This is a genomic window from Pseudomonas sp. NBRC 100443 (assembly GCF_030268185.1).
In the GTDB taxonomy this organism is placed as follows: domain Bacteria; phylum Pseudomonadota; class Gammaproteobacteria; order Pseudomonadales; family Pseudomonadaceae; genus Pseudomonas; species Pseudomonas citronellolis.
Genome location: NZ_BSQE01000036.1, coordinates 1 through 16,570, shown reverse-complemented (window position 1 = coordinate 16,570; position 16,570 = coordinate 1). Strand labels below are relative to the sequence as shown.

At 67.7% G+C, this 16,570-nt stretch carries 16 protein-coding genes and 1 pseudogene; 8 read left to right on the top strand and 9 right to left on the bottom strand.

Going from position 1 to position 16,570, the window contains the following annotated elements; genetic code table 11:
* Window positions 1-149 precede the first annotated feature (149 nt).
* The 3 genes from QSJ95_RS30845 (at window position 150) to QSJ95_RS30835 (ending at window position 3,884) form a co-directional block, all read left to right on the top strand.
* Window positions 150-899, top strand: a complete 750-nt coding sequence (locus QSJ95_RS30845) for a FadR/GntR family transcriptional regulator (RefSeq protein WP_058488328.1) — start codon at window positions 150-152, stop codon at window positions 897-899.
* 402 nt (window positions 900-1,301) lie between these two features.
* Window positions 1,302-2,045 (top strand): cache domain-containing protein, encoded by a 744-nt coding sequence (locus QSJ95_RS30840; protein ID WP_009613135.1) that lies wholly within the window; start codon window positions 1,302-1,304, stop codon window positions 2,043-2,045.
* A 444-nt stretch (window positions 2,046-2,489) separates the two neighbouring features.
* Complete coding sequence (locus QSJ95_RS30835) at window positions 2,490-3,884, top strand: APC family permease (RefSeq protein WP_285647463.1); 1,395 nt, start codon at window positions 2,490-2,492, stop codon at window positions 3,882-3,884.
* 324 nt (window positions 3,885-4,208) lie between these two features.
* Here the strand turns inward: QSJ95_RS30835 and yjiA are convergent, their stop codons facing one another.
* The 3 genes from yjiA to QSJ95_RS30820 form a co-directional block, all read right to left on the bottom strand.
* A complete protein-coding gene (gene yjiA, locus QSJ95_RS30830) occupies window positions 4,209-5,189 on the bottom strand; it encodes a GTPase (protein ID WP_043268876.1) in 981 nt (326 codons plus the stop codon).
* A gap of 75 nt (window positions 5,190-5,264) precedes the next feature.
* Complete coding sequence (locus tag QSJ95_RS30825) at window positions 5,265-5,468, bottom strand: YbdD/YjiX family protein (RefSeq protein ID WP_009613138.1); 204 nt, start codon at window positions 5,466-5,468, stop codon at window positions 5,265-5,267.
* 15 nt (window positions 5,469-5,483) lie between these two features.
* Window positions 5,484-7,550, bottom strand: a complete 2,067-nt coding sequence (locus QSJ95_RS30820; protein WP_009613139.1) for a carbon starvation CstA family protein — start codon at window positions 7,548-7,550, stop codon at window positions 5,484-5,486.
* Between the two features lie 418 nt (window positions 7,551-7,968).
* On the opposite strand from QSJ95_RS30820, the gene QSJ95_RS30815 reads away from it, so the two are divergent.
* Window positions 7,969-8,340, top strand: coding sequence for a PilZ domain-containing protein (locus QSJ95_RS30815; protein ID WP_009613140.1), 372 nt, complete (start codon window positions 7,969-7,971; stop codon window positions 8,338-8,340).
* A gap of 560 nt (window positions 8,341-8,900) precedes the next feature.
* Here QSJ95_RS30815 and radA read toward each other — a convergent pair.
* The 3 genes from radA to QSJ95_RS30800 all read right to left on the bottom strand — a co-directional run bounded on the left by radA (window position 8,901) and on the right by QSJ95_RS30800 (window position 10,932).
* Window positions 8,901-10,274, bottom strand: a complete 1,374-nt coding sequence (gene radA, locus QSJ95_RS30810; protein WP_009613141.1) for a DNA repair protein RadA — start codon at window positions 10,272-10,274, stop codon at window positions 8,901-8,903.
* 95 nt (window positions 10,275-10,369) lie between these two features.
* Window positions 10,370-10,612: a hypothetical protein gene (locus QSJ95_RS30805; protein ID WP_043268874.1), complete on the bottom strand. Its 243-nt coding sequence runs from the start codon at window positions 10,610-10,612 to the stop codon at window positions 10,370-10,372.
* A 77-nt stretch (window positions 10,613-10,689) separates the two neighbouring features.
* A complete protein-coding gene (locus QSJ95_RS30800) occupies window positions 10,690-10,932 on the bottom strand; it encodes an HP1242/YdcH family protein (protein ID WP_009613144.1) in 243 nt (80 codons plus the stop codon).
* 189 nt (window positions 10,933-11,121) lie between these two features.
* On the opposite strand from QSJ95_RS30800, the gene mscL reads away from it, so the two are divergent.
* Window positions 11,122-11,535 carry a large-conductance mechanosensitive channel protein MscL gene (gene mscL, locus QSJ95_RS30795; protein WP_043268871.1) on the top strand — a complete coding sequence of 138 codons (414 nt, stop codon included), beginning with the start codon at window positions 11,122-11,124 and terminating at the stop codon, window positions 11,533-11,535.
* Window positions 11,536-11,552: 17 nt separating this feature from the next.
* Here the strand turns inward: mscL and QSJ95_RS30790 are convergent, their stop codons facing one another.
* Together QSJ95_RS30790 and QSJ95_RS30785 are read right to left on the bottom strand one after the other, a co-directional pair.
* The gene (locus tag QSJ95_RS30790) at window positions 11,553-13,106 is read right to left on the bottom strand and encodes a TerC family protein (RefSeq protein ID WP_285647455.1); all 1,554 of its coding nucleotides are present in this window, start codon (window positions 13,104-13,106) and stop codon (window positions 11,553-11,555) included.
* Window positions 13,107-13,294: 188 nt separating this feature from the next.
* The gene (locus QSJ95_RS30785; RefSeq protein WP_285647452.1) at window positions 13,295-14,071 is read right to left on the bottom strand and encodes a ferredoxin--NADP reductase; all 777 of its coding nucleotides are present in this window, start codon (window positions 14,069-14,071) and stop codon (window positions 13,295-13,297) included.
* A gap of 128 nt (window positions 14,072-14,199) precedes the next feature.
* Between QSJ95_RS30785 and QSJ95_RS30780 the strand changes: the two genes are divergently transcribed.
* From QSJ95_RS30780 to QSJ95_RS30770, 3 genes are all read left to right on the top strand, one after another.
* Entirely contained in the window at window positions 14,200-15,324 is a 1,125-nt protein-coding gene (locus tag QSJ95_RS30780; protein ID WP_285647517.1) for a methyltransferase, read from the top strand.
* 82 nt (window positions 15,325-15,406) lie between these two features.
* The gene (locus QSJ95_RS30775; RefSeq protein ID WP_009613156.1) at window positions 15,407-15,667 is read left to right on the top strand and encodes an antitoxin; all 261 of its coding nucleotides are present in this window, start codon (window positions 15,407-15,409) and stop codon (window positions 15,665-15,667) included.
* Window positions 15,664-16,074 (top strand): type II toxin-antitoxin system VapC family toxin, encoded by a 411-nt coding sequence (locus tag QSJ95_RS30770; protein ID WP_285647449.1) that lies wholly within the window; start codon window positions 15,664-15,666, stop codon window positions 16,072-16,074. The genes QSJ95_RS30775 and QSJ95_RS30770 overlap by 4 nt, the downstream gene beginning before the upstream one ends.
* A gap of 390 nt (window positions 16,075-16,464) precedes the next feature.
* Here the strand turns inward: QSJ95_RS30770 and QSJ95_RS30765 are convergent.
* A pseudogene (locus QSJ95_RS30765) lies at window positions 16,465-16,570 on the bottom strand (IS110 family transposase); the annotation flags it as partial.

Here is a 16,570-nt window from a genome sequence, read left to right as displayed (position 1 = left end):
AACTCGCGGCAATCGGCCGCCCCCTGGGGCGGCCGCTTTCTACATTGAACTCTGAGTATGAGGTTATACTGCGCCAGCCCCTCACCCCCTCCGGCCCTTACAGGAGTTCTGGCTCCGGCGCCCAGCACCCGCCGCGGCCGCAACGCAGTATGAATGGATCCTCACCCACCGCTCCCGGCCCCTTCATCCGCCTGCGCCAGGAAGGCCGCACCGAAGAGGTCGTGCGCCGGCTGATGGACGCCATCGACCTCGGCCTGTTCGCCGAGGGCCAGCAACTGCCCAGCGAGACCGAACTGGCCATGCAGTTCGGCGTGGCCACCGTGACCCTCCGCGAAGCCTTGGCCTACCTGCGCCAGCGCGGCGTCATCGAGACCCGCCGCGGGCGCAACGGCGGCAGCTTCATCCGCGCCATCGAGGAAATCCCCGCCGAGATCGTCTTGAGCCGCCTCGACGAGCTGAGCACCATCGACCTGCGCGACCTCTGCGACGAACACATCGCCATTTCCGGCACCGCCGCGCGCCTGGCCGCCCGCCGCGCCTCCCGCGAGCACCACCAGCACCTGGCGCAGTACATCGAGACACTGGGCAAGGCCACCACCCGCCACGAACGCCGCCGCGCCGACGCGCGCTTCCACATCGAGATAGCCGTGGCCTCGCAGTCGGTGCGACTGACCCACGCGGAAATCCGCCTGCAGGCGGAGATCGGCGAGCTGCTCTGGCTGCCGGTGCCCGGCGCGCCCAGTGTGGAAACCATCCAGCAGGAGCACACGGCGATCCGCGAAGCGATAGTCGCCGGCGACCCGAACCTGGCCGGCGCCCTGGTCGAGGCCCACGTCAACCGCGGCATCAAGCGCCTGATCGACATGAAGCTGGAACTCCTGGCCCAGGAAGCGCCCTAGGCCGAACGGCCCCATGCAGGAGCGCGCCCTGCGCGTGTATCGCGGACAAGGTCCGCTCCTACGGTTCCAGGAAACACGGCTTTTCGTAGGATGGTGTTGAGCGAAGCGATACCCATCGCCAAGGCAGCATTCACAGCTCAACCCACCCTACGTGGAAGTCGACTGCGTACACCTGTAGGAGCGGGCCCTGCCCGCGATTCGCGCGCAGGGAGCGCTCCTACAGGTGGATTCGGAGCCGGGCGTTGTAGGCGCGGAATCCGTTCGCGAGCAAGCTCGCTCCTACGAGAAGCAGCCTCAGCCGCGTTGGCACAACCCTTGCCCTGTTTTTCCCGTGCAAACCTCTGATTTAGGATTTTTATCCGCCGGAGGTCCGCTTCCCCTTAGAACAAGAGACTCCAGGCCATGGCGAGCGCAGTGTGTGAAACCCCGTTGGACGAGTGCGCCCAGCGCATCGACGTGTCGATCAGTAACATCTTTGCCCAGATCGACACCCTGGCCAACGCCATCGACAGCATCTGGCGCGAGGCCGACGGCAGGCCCGTGGATTCCGCCGACCTGGCCAGCCTGCGGCCGCTGATCGAAGGCTGCCTGACGCAGCCCGGCGCCTGCCTGCAGGGCTGTGGCGTGGTGCTGCAGCCGGGCGTGCTGCGCGACAAGGAGATGTACCTGGAGTGGCGCCAGCTGGGCGCCGGCGGGCGCACCGTGCCGCTGAGCCTGAACTTCAACCGGCGCAGCGAAAACTTCTACGACTACTGCGCCATGCCCTGGTTCGCCATCCCGCGCGACAGCGGGCGCAGCAGCGTGGTCGGTCCCTACGTCGACCTCTACGGCCAGGACATGTACATCCTCACCTTCTCCCGCCCGCTGCTGCTGGAGGGGCGCTTCCTCGGCGTGGCCGCCGCGGACATCGCGCTGAACCGCTTCGAGCGGGTGGTCACCGCCAAGCTCATGCGCCTGGAGCACGAGGCGCTGATCCTCAGCGGCGAGGGCCGGGTGGTGGCGGCCAACACCGCCAACTTCATCGCCGGCGAGATAGCCAGCCTGGGGCTGGCCAGCGATACCCGCTGCCAGCGCGCCAACCTGGCCGAGCAGTCCGCCCACTGGACCCTGGTGCAACTGCCGGAGAAGCGCCACCGCGCAGCCTGAGCCCGCCAGTGCTCCCGAAGGGAGCAATGCGGCGTTACTCCGCCCCATTTTCGTTCCCCGCCGGGGTGCTGCGCTGCCCTGGCGGCCCCGTCGCCCGGGCCGTTGCGCGCAAGAGCCCGCCGCTCTAACTCCAGCCTTCCCACCCTCCAGCGCAGAGAGCCCACTAAAACATTTTAAATCATATGTAATATGGCATAGGCTGTGCTTGCTCCACGCAGGCGGCCGCCGCTGTTACCCAAGCCCGGCCGCCCCGGTTTTCACTGCTGCCGCCACACGCCGTGGGCAGCGGGCTCCCAGTCCCGATCCATCTGTTCAATGCCGACGTGCATAGCCATACAGGAACAATAACGATGAACAGTCCGATCCAACCCGGCATCGCCCCGGGTCGACCGCGACGCGGAACAGCTCCGCGCGCTGGGCTATTCCTCCAACTTCGAACGCAGCATGAGCCTGTGGCAGAACTTCGCCCTGGGCTTCACCTATCTTTCGCCGGTGGTCGGCGTGTACAGCATCTTCGGCCTGTGCCTGGCCGCCGGCGGGCCGCCGATGTTCTGGTCGTACCTGCTGGTGGGCCTGGGGCAGATGCTGGTGTGCCTGATCTTCTGCGAGGTGGTTTCGCAGTTCCCGATCTCCGGCGGCGTGTACCCCTGGGCCCGACGCCTGGTGGGCAAGCGCTGGGCGTGGATGGTCGGCTGGATCTACTCGGTGTCGCTGTGCGTGACCATCGCCGCGGTGGCCCTGGGCGCCGGCCCCTACGTCGCCACGCTGCTCGGCTTCGAGGCCGACCCGGCGACCAACACCCTGATCGGCCTGGGCCTGACGCTGGTCGCCACGCTGCTCAACCTCAGCGGCACCAAGCTGCTGGCGCGGGTGGCCATGTTCGGCTTCCTCTGCGAGCTGATCGGCGCCATCGTCATCGGCGGCTACCTGCTGATCTTCGAACGCCACCAGCCGATCTCGGTGCTGTTCGACACCTTCGACATCCGCATCGACGGCGCCTACTGGCCGGCGTTCCTCACCGCCTCCCTGGCCGGCATGTTCCTCTACTACGGCTTCGAGGCCTGCGGCGACGTCGCCGAGGAAACCCCGAACCCCAGCCGGCGCATTCCCAAGGCCATGCGCATGACCATCTGGATCGGCGGTGGCGCCTCGATGTTCGCCGCCCTGGCGCTGATCCTCGCGGTGCCGGACATAGGCGCGGTGATCTCCGGCGCCGACAAGGACCCGATGACCACCATCTTCGACGGCGCCTTCGGCCCGCTCGGCGCGCGCCTGGTGATGCTGGTGATCCTGGTGTCGTTCGTGTCCTGCGTGCTCAGCCTGCAGGCCGCCGCCAGCCGCCTGCTGTACTCCTACGCCCGCGACGAGATGGTCATGGGCAGCCGCCTGCTGCAGCGCCTGTCGCCCAACACCCACGTGCCCACCGCGGCCCTGGTGGTGTGCGGGGTAATCCCGGCGGCCATCGTGTGCATCGGCTTCTACCTGCAGAACGCCATCGGCACCGTGGTCAGCTTCGCCGCCATCGGCATCTACCTGGCCTTCCAGATGATCGTCGGCGCCGCCCTGTTCGCCCGCCTGCGCGGCTGGAAACCCAGCGGCGCCTTCACCCTGGGCAAGTGGGGCTGGCCGGTGAACATCGCCGCCCAGGTCTACGGCCTGCTGGCGATCGTCAACATGTCCTGGCCGCGCACCCCGGATGCGCCCTGGTACATCAACTACGGGATCATCCTGGTGGGCGCCATCGTGATCGCCGTGGGGCTGGTGTACATGACGGTGTTCAAGCCCTACGACAAGGGCACTGCGCCGGCTGGGGATGCCTGGAAGCTGGCCCGGCATTGAGGGTGGGTTGTTGAGAAGAGCGCCCGGTGAATGCCGGGCGTTTCTTTTTGAGCGGGGTTAGGAGCTGAAGAGCCCCTCTCCCCAGCCCTCTCCCTGAAGGGAGAGGGGGCTTGTCCGTGCCGACGGGTAGTCCCGTGTACTCCTGAAACAGCGGAGTTTCCGGCTAACGCCAGAACACCCGAGCACACCGAACGGTCCCCTCTCCCTTCAGGGCGGGGCGCGCAGCCGAGGGTTAGGGAGAGGGCGCTCTCATGCCCGGCACCGGCATGCCCGGGAAACTCTGTTCGCGAGCAAGCTCGCTCCTACAAAAGCAACTGCCACACCTCAACCAACGATCGCCTCGAACCCCTGGCGGATCTGCTCCTCCGGCAGGTTGTCGCCGATGAACACGATCACGCTCTCGCGCGCGTCATCGCCCCAGGGCGTGTCCCAGTCGAAGCCGTACAGCCGCAGCACGCCCTGGAACACCAGGCGGCGTTCCTCGCCCTGGATATTCAGCACGCCCTTGTAGCGCAGCAGCGAGTTGCCGTGCCATTGCAGCAGGTCGTCCATGAACTCGCTCAGGCGCTCGATGTTCAGCGGCTTGTCGCTGCGCAGCACCAGGGTGCGGATGCGGTCGTCGCTGGCCGCCACCGGGCGCAGCGGTTGCAACGGGCGCAGGCCGAGGTCGGCGTTGAGATTGAAGCCGCGCACGTCGAGCAGGCGCTCCAGCTCGATGCGGCCGTGGTCCACCGGGTACAGCTCGGCGCGGCGGTTGATGCGCTGCAGGCGCTCGGCCAGGGCCTGGTACTGCTCGGCGCTGACCAGGTCGCGCTTGCTCACCAGGATGCGGTCGCCGAAGCCGACCTGGGCCTGGGCGATGGCTTCCTGCAGGTGGCGGTCGGCGTTGGCGGCATCCACCAGGGTGATGATGCCGTCGAGCAGGTAGCGCTCGCGCAGCGTCTCGTCGACGAAGAAGGTCTGCGCCACCGGCGCCGGGTCGGCCAGGCCCGTGCATTCGATCACCAGGCGGTCGAAGGCGATCTCGCCGCTGTCGCGCTGCTCCAGCAGCAGGTACAGCGAACGCTCCAGGTCGTTGTTGATGGTGCAGCAGACGCAGCCGTTGGACAGCGTCATGACCTGCGCCGGGGCATCGCCCAGCAGCTGGCCGTCGATGGGGGCGTCGCTGAATTCGTTCTCGATCACCGCGATCTTCAGGCCGTGCTCGGCCTGCAGGATGTGGCGCAACAGGGTGGTCTTGCCGGCGCCGAGGAAGCCGGTGAGCACGGTCACCGGAATCTGCGCGGGCACTACGGAATCACTCATGGGAACCATCCGGGGAGGAAAATGAAAACGGGCCGCTCGCTGGCGGCCCGTCCGTTTATACACCCATCCGCGGCTTCAGCAGCAACGGATCGGTCGCCCCTTGCCGCCGCCGTAGCGTGCCTCCTGGCGTTCGCGGAAGAACTCCTTGTAGCTCATCACCGGCTTGTCCGGGTGCTTGTTGCGCATGTGCTCGACATAGGTGTCGTAGTCGGGCATGCCCACCAGCATCCTGGCGGCCTGCCCGAGGTACTTGCCCATGCGGCTGAGGTCATTGAACACGTGTCACCTCCTGCCTCAGGCCTCGGGAATGGGCTGGAACGGCGCTTCCTTGTCGGTGCGCTCCTTCTTGGTCCAGGCCTTGGCGCCGACCTTGATGGAGTACACCAGCACGCTGAACACCACCAGCAGGAACAGCACGGTGAGGCCGGCGTTGATGTAGGCGTTGAGCATCACCGTCTTGACCTGGGCGAGGTCCTTGGCCGGGGCCAGGACCTGGCCGGCGTCCAGCGCGGCGCCGTACTTCTGCGCCAGGGCGACGAAGCCCACCGCCGGGTTGCCGTCGAAGATCTTGATCAGGCCCGCGGCGCTGGTGCAGATCAGCAGCCAGGCCGCCGGCAGCGCGGTGACCCACACGTACTGCTGGCGCTTCATCTTGATCAGCACCACGGTGGCGAGCATCAGGGCGATGCCGGCGAGCATCTGGTTGGAGATGCCGAACAGCGGCCACAGGGTGTTGATGCCGCCCAGCGGGTCGACCACGCCCTGGTACAGCAGCCAGCCCCACAGCGCCACGCAGCCGCCGGTGCCGACGATGTTGGCGCCCCAGGAGTCGGTCTTCTTCAGCGACGGGACGAAGTTGCCCAGCAGGTCCTGCAGCATGAAGCGCCCGGCGCGGGTGCCGGCGTCCACCGCGGTGAGGATGAACAGCGCCTCGAAGAGGATCGCGAAGTGGTACCAGAAGGCCATGGTGTTCTCGCCCGGCAGCACCTGGTGGAGGATGTGGGCGATGCCCACGGCCAGGGTCGGGGCGCCGCCGGCGCGGGCCAGGATGGTGGTCTCGCCGATGTCCTTGGCGGTCTGGGTGAGTATTTCCGGGGTGATGGCGAAGCCCCAGCCGCTGACGGTCGCGGCCACCGCGGCGACGTCAGTGCCGACCACCGCCGGCGGGCTGTTCATGGCGAAGTAGATGCCCGGCTCGATCACCGAGGCGGCGACCATGGCCATGATCGCCACGAAGGACTCCATCAGCATGCCGCCGTAGCCGATGTAGCGGGCGTCGGGCTCGCGGTTGAGCAGCTTGGGCGTGGTGCCCGAGGAGATCAGCGCGTGGAAGCCGGACACGGCGCCGCAGGCGATGGTGATGAACAGGAAGGGGAACAGGCTGCCCTTCCACACCGGGCCGGTGCCGTCGGTGAACTGCGTCAGGGCCGGCATCTTCAGCTCCGGCATGACGATCAGGATGCCGATGGCCAGGGCGACGATGGTGCCGATCTTCAGGAAGGTCGACAGGTAGTCGCGCGGGGCCAGCAGCAGCCACACCGGCAGCACCGAGGCGATGGCGCCGTAGCCGATCAGCATCCAGACGATCTGCACGCCGTGGAAGGTGAACACCGGCGCCCATTCGGGGCTGGCCGCGACCTGCCCGCCGAGCCAGATGGAGCCCAGCAGCAGGGCCACGCCGACCACCGAGATCTCGCCGATGCGGCCCGGGCGGATGTAGCGCATGTACACGCCCATGAGGATCGCGATCGGGATGGTGGCCATCACCGTGAACATGCCCCAGGGGCTTTCCGCCAGGGCTTTCACCACGATCAGGGCAAGCACCGCGAGGATGATGATCATGATCAGGAACGCGCCGAACAGGGCGATGGTCCCCGCCACCTGCCCCATTTCCTCGCGCACCAGTTCACCCAGCGAACGCCCGTTGCGGCGGCTGGAGATGAACAGGATCATGAAGTCCTGCACCGCGCCGGCCAGGACCACCCCGGCGATCAGCCAGAGGGTGCCAGGCAGGTAGCCCATCTGCGCGGCGAGCACCGGGCCCACCAGCGGGCCGGCGCCGGCGATGGCGGCGAAGTGGTGACCGAAGAGGATGTGCTTGTTGGTCGGGACGTAGTCCAGGCCGTCGTTGTTGAGCACCGCGGGGGTGGCTCGGTTGGGGTCCAGTTGCATCACCTTCTCGGCGATGAACAGGCTGTAGTAGCGGTAGGCGACCAGGTAGATGGCGACCGCCGCTACCACGATCCACAAGGCGTTGATGGCTTCGCCGCGGCGAAGCGCCACGACTCCTAAGGCACATGCTCCGACTATCGCCACGATCGCCCAGGCGAGGTGACGTAGCAGGCTGTTGTTATTGTTCATGGCGATGCTTCCGACTGTTGAAGGGCGAGAATTCGCAGGAAAAATTCTAGTCCTTTCCGGCGAGTCATTCATACGACCTTAGTCTAGAGCCGTTGCAACGATATTGCCGCCTGAAAAGGGGCGGTCTGGTGTCGCGGCCAGCGCCGCGCAAACCGCTCTGCGTCGAGGGTTTGCGCACGGGCCGGCGCGGCCTGGGAAGCTCAGGCGGGTTGCTTGGCGTAGCGCGCCAGAACCCAGAGGATAAGCCCCTTTCCCGGAATCTTGTTGTCCATGCTCCGCTGCGCCTTGGTTTGATGGGGAACCGCCCTAGCAGCTTTGGCGACGCCCGGACGGCTGTCAAACCGCCGGCCGGCGATGCGACGGGCGACAGGGGCTTGGCTATAGTGAGGCGAACGCAAATCGGCCGGAGAGCCCACCCATGAGTGACGATCACGCTGAACGACGGCGCTTCAGCCGCATCGCCTTCGACGCCAGCACCGAGGTCGCCCAGGACGGCCAGCGCTGGAAGGCCGAATTGCAAGACCTGTCGCTGCAGGGCCTGCTGGTGACCCGCCCGCCGGGCTGGAACGGCGACCCGGGCAAGCCCTTCGAGGTGCGCATCTACCTGGGCTTCGACGCCAACATCTACATGGAGGCGGACCTGGCCTGGGAACGCGAGGGCCTGCTGGGCTTCATCTGCCGGCACATCGACCTGGACTCCATCAGCCACCTGCGCCGCCTGGTGGAACTCAACCTGGGCGACGCAAGCCTGCTGGAGCGCGAGCTGACGGCGCTGGGGGAACAGGCGTAGGGCGTACAACCGTTCGCGGTTGTACGCCGTTTGACCCAGGGTACGGCCCGCGCCCAGGTCAGCCTCGGGGCTGCCGGGAATCACGGTTAACCGGCGGATAACGTCGAACATTATCCGCCCTGCGCCGCCCCACCCACGCCATTCCCCTGTAGGAGCGCGCCCTGCGCGCGATTCGCGGGCAGGGCCCGCTCCTACAAGGTTGCCGGGGAGCACGGCATTCCTCCCCCGTAGGAGCGGACCTTGTCCGCGATAGCCGGAACTATCGGCGCGATTCGCGGATGAGATCCGCTCCTACGCCGCCCCACCTGCGCCATTCCCCTGTAGGAGCGCGCCCTGCGCGCGAAATCGCGGGCAGGGCCCGCTACAGGTTGCCGGGGAGCACGGCATTCCTCCCCCCGTAGGAGCGGGCCTTGTCCGCGATAGCCGGACGTCCCGGCGCGATTCGCGGATGAGATCCGCTCCTACGCCGCCCCACCCACGCCATTCCCCTGTAGGAGCGCGCCCTGCGCGCGAAATCGCGGGCAGGGCCCGCTCCTACCGTAGGGCGGGCACGGTGCGCGCTATTCGAACAACGCATCCAGCGCCTGCTCCAGGCGCGTCACCGGGATCACCTGCAGCCCCGGCGGGGCCTCCTTGGGGGCGTTGCCCTGGGGCACGATGGCGCGCTTGAAGCCGTGCTTGGCGGCTTCCTTCAGGCGTTCCTGGCCGCTGGGCACCGGGCGCACCTCGCCGGACAGGCCGACCTCGCCGAACACCAGCAGTTGGTGATCCAGCGGCCGGTTGCGCAGGCTGGACATCACCGCCGCCATCAGCGCCAGGTCCGACGCGGTTTCCAGCACCTTCACCCCGCCCACCACGTTGAGGAACACGTCCTGGTCGTAGGTGGGGATGCCGCCGTGGCGGTGCAGCACCGCCAGCAGCATGGCCAGGCGGTTCTGGTCCAGGCCCAGGGTGACGCGCCGCGGGTTGGCCAGGTGGCTGGTGTCGACCAGCGCCTGCACCTCCACCAGCATCGGCCGCGAGCCTTCCCAGGTGGCCATGACCACGCTGCCGGGCACCGATTCCTGGGCGCGGGTGAGGAAGATCGCCGAAGGGTTGGAGACCTCCTTCAGGCCACGGTCGGTCATGGCGAACACGCCCAGCTCGTTGACCGCGCCGAAGCGGTTCTTCACCGCCCGCAGCAGGCGCAGGCGGCCGTCGGACTCGCCCTCGAAATACAGCACGGTGTCGACCATGTGCTCCAGCACCCGCGGGCCGGCCAGGGCGCCTTCCTTGGTGACGTGGCCGACCAGGAAGATCGCCGTGCCGCTCTGCTTGGCGAAGCGCACCAGCAACGCGGCGCTCTCGCGCACCTGGGCGACGCCGCCAGGGGCCGATTGCAGCTGCTCGGTGAAGATGGTCTGGATGGAGTCGATCACCATCACCTTGGGCTGCTCGTGGCGAGCGGTGGCGATGATGCTTTCGATGCAGGTCTCGGTCATGACCTTGAGCTTGTCTTCCGGCAGGCCCAGGCGCCGCGCGCGCATGGCCACCTGCTGCTGCGACTCTTCGCCGGTGACGTAGAGCGCTGGCATGCGGTTGGCAATGCTGCACAGAGTCTGCAGGAGGATGGTCGACTTGCCGATGCCGGGGTCGCCGCCGATGAGCACGACGGAGCCGTCCACCAGGCCGCCGCCGAGGACGCGGTCGAGTTCATTGGAGGCGGTGCTGAAGCGCGGCATCTCCTCGACGCTGACTTCCGCCAGGGTCTTGATGTTGGCCTGCTGCCCGGCCCAGCCGCCGCGTCCGGAACTGCCGGAGCCGCCGGTGGGCGTGGTGTCGACGACGGTCTCCACCAGGGTGTTCCAGGCGCCGCAGTCGGCGCACTGGCCGGCCCATTTGGGGAAGGTGGCGCCGCACTCGGTGCAGCCGTACATGCGCTTGGCCTTGGCCATGGGCGGACTCCGTCGAAGACAAAGCCCGCATCATAGCGGTTCGCGCCTGGCGCTTCAGCCCGCTGCGACAGTGGCCGACGGATGCGGCCGAAGGATCAGCCCGCCAGCAGGCGGTACTGGCTCTCCATGTCGTAGCGCAGGCCTTCGCGGCGCATGATCAGCGCGGCCAGGGTGCCGTCCGGACGCTCGATGCCCTCCTCCACCCGGCTGATGCGCTGGTCCAGCAATTCGTACTGCAGTTTCAGACGTACCAGACGCTCCTGGGCCCGGTGCGGGTCGAACGAGGTCTTGGCCTGCTTGCGGAGGGTCTTGCCGAGGGGACGCTGCTCTTTACGCATGGCTGATCACCAGCAGTAGAAAAAGTTGTCCGAAGACTACGCCCGACCTCGGCGAGCTCCCTTGATATCGATCAAGCTCAGCTTGAACGCTGCAGCAGCTCGGCGATCTCGTCCTTCAGGGCGACGCGCTGCAGCTTGAGGTTGTTCAGGGCCAGGTCATCCAGCGGCTCGCGGCCGTCCTCGATGTCGTAGATGCGCCGGTCCAGCTCCTCGTAGGTGCCGGCCAGGCGGGTGAAATGGCTGTTCTCGCCGATAAGCTTGGCGATCTTGGCGCGCTGATCGGGAAACTCACGGGCCAGGGGATGGTGCTCCAGCGGCATGGCGGTCCTCCTTCTGCGTGGGTGGATGATTCCCTTCAGCCTAGACCACCACCGAATTTCGCCCAGCGCCGCCGGTCATGCCGGAACTTTTGCGCTGGCGGCTGTCCATGGCGGCTCGGGGGAGTGTTCAACACCGGCGCGGCCGCTAAACTCCCCCCTGTCCCCTCTATCCCTACAAGGAGTCTGTGCATGAGTCTGCTTAGCGAGTTCAAGGCCTTTGCCGTCAAAGGCAACGTGGTCGACATGGCCGTCGGTATCATCATCGGGGCCGCCTTCGGCAAGATCGTCTCGTCCTTCGTCGGCGACGTGATCATGCCGCCGATCGGCCTGCTGATCGGCGGGGTCGACTTCTCCGACCTGGCCATCACCCTCAAGGCCGCCCAGGGCGACGCTCCGGCGGTGGTGCTGGCCTACGGCAAGTTCATCCAGACCTGCCTGGACTTCCTGATCGTCGCCTTCGCCATCTTCATGGGCGTGAAGGCCATCAACCGGCTCAAGCGCGAGGAAGCCGCCGCCCCCGAGGCGCCGCCGGCGCCGACGCCCCAAGAAGTGCTGCTGACCGAGATCCGCGACCTGCTGAAGAACCAGCAGAACCGCAGCTGAACCGGCCCCGCGCGCCGTCAGGCGGCGCGCGGCGGCTGCAGCAGCAGGCGCTCGACGCGCCGTTCCTTCACCTCCAGCACCCGCAGGCGCCAGCCGCGGTGCTCCAGTTCGTCACCCGCCGCCGGCAGGCGGTCCAGCAGGTGCAGCGCCAGGCCGCCCAGGGTGCGGCAATCCTCCGGCGCCTGGCCGCGGAAGCCGATGCGCTCGGCCAGCAGCGCCAGGGTGGTGGCGCCGCGCACGCGCCAGCCATCGCTGCCCTTCTCGATGTCCGGGCCGGTCATCTCGCTGGCGTCCGGCAGTTCGCCGGCGATCGCCTGGAGGATGTCGGTCAGCGTCAGCAGGCCCTCGAAACCGCCGAACTCGTTGACCACGAAAGCCACGTGGGTCGAGGCCTGGCGCATCTGCTCCAGGGCGCCGAGCACGCTGCAGCTGTCCGGCAGGTTCAGCGGCGCCCGCAGCAGCGGCTCGATGTCCGGCTGGCGGCCGGCGAGGATGGCCTTCAGCAGTTCCTTCTTGTGCACGTAGCCCAGCGGCTCATCGACCTGGCCGGCGCGGATCACCAGCAGGCGCGAGTAGGGCGAATCCAGCAGCACCTGGCGCGTCTGAGCGGCATCGGCGTCCAGGTCGATGCGCTGCACCTCGGTGCGTTCGGTCATCACCGAGCGGATGGAGCGCTCGGCCAGCTCCAGCACGCCGCTGATGAGCACCCGCTCGCGGCGGTCGAAGGGCGCGTCGGCCGGCTCTTCGCCCAGCATGTCGGCGATTTCCTCGCCCACCTCGTCGGCCTCCACCTTGCCGCCCAGCAGGCGCAGCACCGCGTAGCGCGTGCGCTCGCGCGGGCCGCGGCTGCCCTGCAGGCTGCGCCGGCGGCGCCAGCGCACCGCCTGGTTGGCCAGCTCGATGAGGATCGAGAAGCCGATGGCGGCGTACAGGTAGCCCTTCGGGATGTGGAAGCCCAGGCCTTCGGCGGTGAGGCTGAAGCCGATCATCATGAGGAAGCCCAGGCACAGCATGATCACCGTGGGGTGGGCGTTGACGAAGGCGGTCAGCGGCTTGCTGGCGACCATCATCAGGGCCATGGAGAAGACCACGGCGATCATCATCACTTCCAGTTGCTCGACCATGCCCACGGCGGTGATCACCGCGTCCAGGGAGAACACCGCGTCGAGCACCACGATCTGCGCCACCACCGGCCAGAACGCGGCGTAGACCCGCGCGCCGCCAGCCTTGTGCACGCGGCCTTCCAGGCGCTCGTGCAGTTCCAGGGTGGCCTTGAACAGCAGGAACAGGCCGCCGAACAGCATGATCAGGTCACGCCCGGAGAAGGCCTTGCCGAACACCTCGAACAGCGGTTCGGTGAGGGTCACCAGCCAGGAGATGCTGGCCAGCAGGCCCAGGCGCATCAGCAGCGCCAGCGACAGGCCGATCAGCCGGGCGCGGTCGCGCAGCTGCGGCGGCAGCTTGTCGGCGAGGATGGCGATGAACACCAGGTTGTCGATGCCCAGCACCAGCTCCAGCAGGATCAGGGTGAGCAGGCCGAGCCAGGCCGTAGGGTCCAGGAGCCACTCCATGGTCAGCTCCGGGGCGCGCGCTGGGGCGCGGCGAGGGTGTGGGGGAAGGTATTACCGAGGGGGTCGTCGGCCGCCGGGGGCGGCTCGCTCGTGTGGCAGTCCATGGGGTTCCAGGGGCTATGGATGGACGGCCATCCTAAGGGCAAAGACGCCCGCGGCTTAAGCGGGCAATCTTTTCCAAATCTTGCCTACCAGTAGTTCTCCACGGCGATCTGCCCGGGCTTGCGCGTCAGCGCCAGGTTCATGCCGCGGGTCTTCAGCACCGCGCGGGTGTCCTCGATCATCTGCGGGTTGCCGCAGAGCATCACCCGCGAATGCTCGGGGGACAGCTCAAGGCCGGCGGCGCGCTCCAGCTCGCCGTTCTCGATCAGCGTGGTGATGCGCGCGCCCAGGCAACCGGGCACCTGCTCGCGGGTCACCACCGGGATGAACTGCAGCTTGTGCGCGTGCTCGGCCAGGTAGTCGCGCCCGGCCAGGCCGGCGATGAGGTCGCGGTAGGCCAGCTCCTTTTCCTCGCGGGCGCTGTACACCAGCTTGATGGTCTCGAAACGCTCCCACACCTCGAAGTCCTGGAGGATCGACAGGAAGGGCGCAAGCCCGGTGCCGGTGGCCAGCAGCCAGAGGTCGCGGCCGTCGGGGAAGCGGTCGAGGGTGAGGAAGCCGAAGGCCTGGCGGTCGACCAGCAGCTGGTCGCCCTCGCGCAGGCGGCTCAGCTCGCTGGTGAACTCCCCGCCCGGCACCACGATGGAGAAGAACTCCAGGTGCTCGTCGTGGGGCGCCGAGACCATCGAATAGGCGCGCCAGACGATGCTGCCGCTGGGCTTGTACACGCCCAGGCGGGCGAACTGCCCGGCGCGGAAGCGAAAGCCCGCGTCGCGCGTGGTGCGCAGGGTGAACAGGCTGGGGGTCAGCGTCTGCACGTCGAGCAGCGTCTGACGGGTGAACTTCTCTTCGCTGGCGGTCATACTCCGCTCCCGATCCAATCTCTGCCTACAGTTTCTCCCATCGCAAGAGCGAGAAACACCGTCAGATATCAGGGCCTTTGCCGCAGACCGCGGCCGGCCTGACCTGGCGCAACGAAAAAGCGATGCCCATGCCGACCTTCCACACGCCCTTCGCCGAACTCGACCTGATCCGCCAGCCGGAGCAACGCAACGACCCGCTGCAAGCCTTCGACGCCGCCGACGAATACCTTCTGCGCCAGGTGGCCGCCGACGGCCTGGCCGGCGATTGCCGGGTGCTGGTGCTCAACGACGCCTTCGGCGCCCTGGCCGCGGGCCTGGCCGGGCACGCGCAGGTGACCAGCAGCGGCGACTCCTTCCTCGCCGCCCTGGCCCTGGGCAAGAACCTGGTGCGCAACGGCCTGGCGGAGGACGCGGTGGCCTTCGTGCCGGCCAGCGAAACCCCGGCGGGCCCCTTCGACCTGGTGCTGCTGCGGGTGCCCAAGACCCTGGCCCTGCTGGAGGAACAGCTGATCCGCCTGCACGGCCGCCTGGCGCCGGGCGCGCGGGTGATCGCCGGGGCCATGGTCAAGCACCTGCCGCGCGCCGCCGGCGACCTGCTGGAGAAATACATCGGCCCGGTGCAGGCCTCGCTGGCCGAAAAGAAGGCCCGCCTGCTATTCGCCACGCCTGTGGATAAAGCTCCGGTCGCCTCGCCCTACCCCAGCCGCTACACGCTGGACGAGCCGAAACTGGAACTGCTCAACCACGCCAACGTGTTCTGCCGCGAAGGCCTGGACATCGGCACCCGCGCCTTCCTCCCGCACCTGCCGCGCGGCCTGGGCCACGCCAGGGTGGCGGACCTGGGCTGCGGCAACGGCGTGCTCGCCATCGCCAGCGCCCTGGCCAACCCGGAGGCCCACTACAGCCTGGTGGACGAATCCTTCATGGCCGTGCAGTCGGCCCGGGAGAACTGGCGCGCCGCCCTGGGCGAACGCGAGGCGGAATTCCGCGCCGCCGACGGCCTGGCCGGGCAGCCGGAAAACTCCCTGGACCTGGTGCTGTGCAACCCGCCCTTCCACCAGCAGCAGGTGGTCGGCGACTTCCTCGCCTGGCGCATGTTCCAGCAGGCCCGCCACGCGCTGGTCAGCGGCGGCCAGCTGTGGATAGTCGGCAACCGCCACCTGGGCTACCACGCCAAGCTCAAGCGCCTGTTCCGCGGCGTCGAACAGGTGGCGGCGAACCCGAAGTTCGTGGTGCTCAAAGCGAGCAAGTAGGACCGACGGTCATTGCCTTCCATGGGGCGACGGCGCAGGATACACACATAGCTGTACACACATGCCTGTGGAGGTCCTTGCCATGTCCTCGCCCACACTCCCCAGCCGCGTCTTCATGAACGGCAACAGCCAGGCGGTGCGCATTCCCCAGGAGTTCCGCCTGGACGCCAGCCGCGTGGAAATCCGCCGCCAGGCCAATGGCGACCTGGTCATCCACCCGCTGCCCGAGGACCGCGGCGAGGCGTTGCTGCAGGCGCTGTCCGGCTTCGACGACGAGTTCATCGAAGCACTGGAGGAAGGGCAGCGCGAACAGCCGCCGATGCAGGAGCGGGAAGAGCTGTGAAATACCTGCTCAACACCAACATCCTCATCTACCTGCTGAAGAACCGCCCGGAATCCGTGGCCCGACGGGTCAATGCCCTGCCTGCCGACGCCGGCCTGTGCATGTCCTTCTTCACCTATGCCGAACTGCTCAAGGGCGCCGAACGCAGCACCCGGCGCAGCGAGGTCCTGCGCCAGCTGGAGCGCCTGACGCGCCAGGTGACGGTGGTCTACGACGGCACTCCGCGCCTGTGCGAGCACTACGCGACGCAGTTCACCCGCCTAAAGCTGGCCGGCACGCCGATCGGCGCCAACGACCTGTGGATCGCCTGCCACGCCCTGGCGCTGGAGGCGACCCTGGTGACGCACAACACCCGCGAGTTCGAACGCATCGACGGGCTACGCCTGGAAGACTGGGCGGCCGAGTAGGGCATCGCGGACGGAGTCCGCTGCTACGCGGCCCCACCTGCGCCATTCCCCTGTAGGAGCGCGCCCTGCGCGCGAATCGCGGGCAGGGCCCGCTCCTACAAGTTGCCGGGAGGCACGGTATTCCTCCCCCGTAGGAGCGGACCTTGTCCGCGATAGCCGGACGTATCGGCGCGGTTCGCGGATGAGATCCGCTCCTACGCCGCCCCACCTGCGCCCGCTCCTACAGGTTGCCGGGGAGCACGGTATGCCTCCCCCGTAGGAGCGGACCTTGTCCGCGATAGCCGGACGTATCGGCGCGGTTCGCGGATGAGATCCGCTCCTACGCCGCCCCAGCCGCTCCTACAGGTTGCCGGGAAGCACGGAATTCCTCCCCGTAGGAGCAACTGTCTTTCACTGCTGCACGGTACCTGTTCTCCAGCAGGTACCGTCCCTGACCATGGCGTTCAACCGCACGATGAGCACACGCATGCAGGCCACCAGGGCAACCTTGGCGCAT

Coding starts and splice junctions, on each gene's coding strand:
- yjiA (WP_043268876.1), bottom strand. CDS start 5,189: ATGAGTGATTCCGTAGTGCCCGCGCAGATTCCGGTGACCGTGCTCACC.
- QSJ95_RS30785 (WP_285647452.1), bottom strand. CDS start 14,071: ATGACCGCCAGCGAAGAGAAGTTCACCCGTCAGACGCTGCTCGACGTG.
- QSJ95_RS30820 (WP_009613139.1), bottom strand. CDS start 7,550: ATGAACAATAACAACAGCCTGCTACGTCACCTCGCCTGGGCGATCGTG.
- QSJ95_RS30780 (WP_285647517.1), top strand. CDS start 14,200: ATGCCGACCTTCCACACGCCCTTCGCCGAACTCGACCTGATCCGCCAG.
- QSJ95_RS30840 (WP_009613135.1), top strand. CDS start 1,302: ATGGCGAGCGCAGTGTGTGAAACCCCGTTGGACGAGTGCGCCCAGCGC.
- radA (WP_009613141.1), bottom strand. CDS start 10,274: ATGGCCAAGGCCAAGCGCATGTACGGCTGCACCGAGTGCGGCGCCACC.
- QSJ95_RS30835 (WP_285647463.1), top strand. CDS start 2,490: ATGAGCCTGTGGCAGAACTTCGCCCTGGGCTTCACCTATCTTTCGCCG.
- QSJ95_RS30805 (WP_043268874.1), bottom strand. CDS start 10,612: ATGCGTAAAGAGCAGCGTCCCCTCGGCAAGACCCTCCGCAAGCAGGCC.
- mscL (WP_043268871.1), top strand. CDS start 11,122: ATGAGTCTGCTTAGCGAGTTCAAGGCCTTTGCCGTCAAAGGCAACGTG.
- QSJ95_RS30790 (WP_285647455.1), bottom strand. CDS start 13,106: ATGGAGTGGCTCCTGGACCCTACGGCCTGGCTCGGCCTGCTCACCCTG.
- QSJ95_RS30815 (WP_009613140.1), top strand. CDS start 7,969: ATGAGTGACGATCACGCTGAACGACGGCGCTTCAGCCGCATCGCCTTC.
- QSJ95_RS30845 (WP_058488328.1), top strand. CDS start 150: ATGAATGGATCCTCACCCACCGCTCCCGGCCCCTTCATCCGCCTGCGC.
- QSJ95_RS30775 (WP_009613156.1), top strand. CDS start 15,407: ATGTCCTCGCCCACACTCCCCAGCCGCGTCTTCATGAACGGCAACAGC.
- QSJ95_RS30800 (WP_009613144.1), bottom strand. CDS start 10,932: ATGCCGCTGGAGCACCATCCCCTGGCCCGTGAGTTTCCCGATCAGCGC.